Raw genomic sequence first — 4,178 nt, forward strand, 5'->3', positions numbered from 1 at the left:
TCTCTAGCCACGCCGCACCGTTCCCGCGGACCCCAGGTCCGTGGGAGCGGCGCATCACGTGGCCCGCAGTGCCTGTACCGATGACGTCCTCACCAGAAAGAACCTCCCATGCTTAGAGTTGCCGTCCCGAACAAGGGATCCCTGTCCGAAGCCGCCTCCGCCATGCTCGCCGAGGCCGGCTACCGCCAGCGCCGCGACAGCCGCGAACTGGTCATGGTGGACCCGGACAACGACAGTGAATTCTTCTTCCTCCGCCCCCGCGACATCGCCGTGTACGTCGGCCAGGGAACGCTGGACGTCGGCATCACCGGCCGCGACCTGCTCCTCGATGCCGAGGTCGAAGCAGAGGAACTGCTGCCGCTCGGATTCGCCGCCTCAACCTTCCGCTTCGCCGGCCCGGTGGGGGACTTCACAGCCATCGACCAGCTTGAAGGCAAGCGCCTCGCCACCAGCTACGACGGACTGCTGCGCGGCTACCTCGCCGGGCGCGGGATCAACGCCAAGGTGGTACGGCTCGACGGCGCCGTCGAGTCCTCCGTCCGGCTCGGCGTCGCGGACGCGATTGCCGACGTCGTCGAGACCGGTACCACGCTCAAGGCCGCCGGAATGGAAATCTTTGGCGAGCCGATCCTCCACTCCGAGTCGGTCCTGATCGGCCGCAAGGGCAAGCAGAACCCCGCCACCGCCGTGCTGATCCGCCGCCTGCAGGGTGTGCTGGTGGCCCGCCAGTACGTGCTGATGGACTACGACATCCGCAAGGAATTGGTCGAGCAGGCCGCCGCCCTCACGCCGGGCCTCGAATCGCCCACCGTGTCGCCGCTGCGGGACTCGGACTGGGTGGCCGTCCGCTCGATGGTGCCCAAGCGGGACACCAACCGGATCATGGACGAGCTGTACGACCTCGGCGCCCGCGCCATCCTGGTCAGCAGTATCCACGCCTGCCGGATCTAGCCGGGCCAGCCGTGCAGCCATCAACCTTCACCCCGCCCTTTGTCCGCCCAGCCCGGGAGCAGCCATGACCGTAGCCGTCCGCGTGATCCCGTGCCTGGATGTCGACGCCGGCCGTGTGGTCAAGGGAATCAATTTTGAGGGCCTCCGCGACGCCGGCGACCCCGTGGAACTCGCGCACCGGTACGACAACGGCGGCGCCGACGAACTGACGTTCCTCGACGTCACCGCGTCCTCGGGCAACCGGGAGACGACGTTCGACGTCGTCCGCCGCACCGCCGAGGAAGTATTCATCCCGCTGACCGTTGGCGGCGGCGTCCGGGGTGTGGCGGAGGTGGACAAACTGCTGCGCTACGGCGCGGACAAGGCCGCCATCAACACCGCCGCCGTCGCCCGGCCCGAAGTCATTGACGAGATCACCCGGCATTTCGGCTCCCAGGTCCTGGTTTTGTCCCTGGACGCGCGGCGCACCCGCCCGGGCTCCCAGCCAACACCCTCCGGGTTTGAGGTCACGACCCATGGCGGCCGGCAGGGCACGGGCATCGACGCGCTGGCCTGGGCGCGCGAGGCCGCCGACCGCGGGGTGGGCGAGATCCTGCTCAACTCGATTGATGCCGACGGCACCAAGGACGGCTTCGACCTCGAACTGATCCGGCTGGCCCGCGCCAGCGTCAAGGTGCCGCTGATCGCCTCCGGCGGCGCCGGCCGGCCCGAACATTTCCCGCCGGCCGTGGCTGCCGGTGCCGATGCCGTCCTGGCGGCGTCGGTGTTCCACTTTGGTCCGCTGGACATGATCGCCCAGGTCAAGGCCGCCATCCGTGCCGCCGGCTTCGACGTCCGCTAACCGGGTTTGTCCAAGCCAACCTTGCTAGTGCCTGGGCCCACGCCCGCAGGGTTCCCTGGCCGAGCTTGCGAGGTTAGGGAGCGGGTGGGGACTAGAGGCCGACTTCGGCGGACTGCAGCAGTGCGACGGCGTCGGGCTGGCCCTCGAACGTCACCAGCGCGTGGCGGGTGCGGCCGTGGGCGTGCATCAGGAGTTCGCCCGGTTCGCCGACGATGGCCACCGACACGGGAGCGCGTTTGGCAACATGCCGCGGACCGGACGGCCGCACCAGCACAATGCCCAGGTCCACGCCGCGGTACAGGATGGCGGCGCGTTTGATCAGTTCGTCCCAGAGGGCGTCCGAGTAGGCCTCATCCAGGGCGCGCGGTGCCCAGCGGTCCACGGCACGGCGGACGTCCTCGGTGTGGACGAAGTACTCGATGAGGTTCGAGCTCTCATCCAGGGCCTTGATCCGCATGGGGGAGAGCGCCGGGGGTCCGGCGCGGAAGGTGTTGACCAGCTTGGCGTAGGCGTCCGGGGTGCTGACCTCGGAGGCGAGCTCGGCCGTGGCCTGGTCGGAAGCTTTGGCCAGCCGCTTGAGCAGCAGCCCCAGTCCAACGCGGGCTTTGCGCTCCCGCAGGTACAGGTGCGCGGCGAGGTCGCGCGTGAGCCAGCCCTTGCAGAGCGTGGGGGAGTCCGGACCGGCCGCCAGCAAGGTTTCGGCCAGAACTTCTCGGGACGGATCGACGAAATGCATCACTTGTGAAACTAGCACGAGACGCCCGCCAGTGTGCACAGGAAGGGCCGTGGTTTTGGCCTCGGCGGGCTATTGGCGGCCATGTTAAGCGCGGGGCTGCACGCGCCGGGCGGCCCCGCGCGCCGAGGCACTAGACTTGTGGTGATGTCTGAGCAGCCTGCCCCCGCCCCCGTACCCTCGACCGCCGGTCCCGCGGACCCCGGGTCAGGGCACCCTGCCGGTCCTCTGCAGCCGGACCTGGCGGCGTCCCTCAAACGTGACAGCGCCGGCTTGGTGGCCGCGATCGTCCAGCAGTTCGACACCAACGAGGTGCTGATGCTTGGCTGGATGGACGACGAGGCACTGCACCGCACCATGACCACCGGGCGGGTCACGTTCTACTCCCGATCCCGGCAGGAATATTGGCGCAAGGGCGACACATCCGGCCACGTGCAGTGGGTCAAATCCCTCGCCCTGGACTGCGACGGCGACGCCCTGCTGGTCCGGGTGGACCAGGTGGGCGCCGCGTGCCACACCGGAACCCGGACGTGCTTCGACGGACGCGCGCTGGACGCCGTCGTCGGCCAGGCCGACTGAGCCGGCGCAGCAGCACACACCGGCACCCCACCAGCTTCAGACCAACCAGAACAGGCGGACTACGCAGCCATGCAGGACCTCGGAATCATCAGCCCCAGCCTGGAGGAGTTCCGGGAACTCGCCGGCCACAGCCGCGTCATTCCGGTCCGGCTGAAAGTCCTGGCCGACGCCGAAACCCCCATCGGGCTCTACCGGAAACTCGCGCAGGGCCAGCCGGGCACGTTCCTGCTGGAATCCGCTGCGGTGGGTGGCGCGTGGTCCCGCTACTCGTTCATCGGTGCCCGCTCCCGCGCCACGCTGACCACCAAGGACGGCCAGGCGCACTGGCTCGGCGAGCCGCCGGTGGGTGTGCCCCTCGACGGCAGCCCGGTGGACGCCATCCGCGACACGGTCCGCGCCCTGCACACCGACCGGTTCGACGGGCTGCCGCCGTTCACCTCCGGCCTGGTGGGCTTCCTCGGCTGGGAAACCGTCCGGCACTGGGAAAAACTGACCAGCCCGCCGGAGGATGACCTCGAGCTGCCGGAAATGGCGCTGAACCTGGTCACCGACATGGCCGTGCACGACAACATGGACGGCACCGTGCTGCTGATCGCCAACGCGATCAACTTCGACAACAGCTCCGAACGCGTTGACGAGGCCTGGCATGACGCCGTCGCCCGGGTCAAGAACCTGCTGGCCAAGGTCAGCACCCCGACGGAGCAGCCGGTGTCCGTGCTGCAGTCGGCGGCCCTGGACTTCGCCTCCAGCGTGCAGGAACGCTGGGACGAAAACGAGTACCTGGCCGCCCTGGACCGCGGCAAGGAGGCGATCGTCGACGGTGAGGTCTTCCAGGTGGTGATCTCCCGTCGGTTCGAAATGGACTGCGGGGCCGACCCGCTGGACGTGTATCGGGTCCTGCGGAACACGAACCCGAGCCCCTACATGTACATCTTCAGCCTCGAGGACGCMGCCGGCCGGCAGTACTCGATCGTGGGCTCCTCCCCGGAGGCCCTTGTCACCGTTACCGGCGAGGAAGTCATCACCCACCCGATCGCCGGCTCACGGCCCCGCGGCAAGACCATCGAGGCGGAC

At 68.9% G+C, this 4,178-nt stretch carries 5 protein-coding genes; 4 read left to right on the forward strand and 1 reads right to left on the reverse strand.

Annotated features, from left to right (window positions below):
* Positions 1-108: 108 nt before the first annotated feature.
* Positions 109-951, forward strand: a complete 843-nt coding sequence (gene hisG / locus AC1DHD_RS14650; protein ID WP_476880413.1) for an ATP phosphoribosyltransferase — start codon at positions 109-111, stop codon at positions 949-951.
* A 64-nt stretch (positions 952-1,015) separates the two neighbouring features.
* Positions 1,016-1,792, forward strand: a complete 777-nt coding sequence (gene hisF, locus AC1DHD_RS14655; RefSeq protein WP_476880414.1) for an imidazole glycerol phosphate synthase subunit HisF — start codon at positions 1,016-1,018, stop codon at positions 1,790-1,792.
* 91 nt (positions 1,793-1,883) lie between these two features.
* On the opposite strand, the gene AC1DHD_RS14660 is transcribed toward hisF, so the two are convergent.
* Entirely contained in the window at positions 1,884-2,528 is a 645-nt protein-coding gene (locus AC1DHD_RS14660; protein ID WP_476880415.1) for a TIGR03085 family metal-binding protein, read from the reverse strand.
* Between the two features lie 144 nt (positions 2,529-2,672).
* Between AC1DHD_RS14660 and hisI the strand changes: the two genes are divergently transcribed.
* Positions 2,673-3,104, forward strand: coding sequence for a phosphoribosyl-AMP cyclohydrolase (hisI, locus tag AC1DHD_RS14665; protein ID WP_476880416.1), 432 nt, complete (start codon positions 2,673-2,675; stop codon positions 3,102-3,104).
* Positions 3,105-3,173: 69 nt separating this feature from the next.
* Positions 3,174-4,178 (forward strand): chorismate-binding protein (locus AC1DHD_RS14670; protein WP_476880417.1); only part of this gene is annotated, 1,005 nt, incomplete at its 3' end.

This window comes from Arthrobacter sp. 05L45_2 (genome assembly GCF_056397525.1).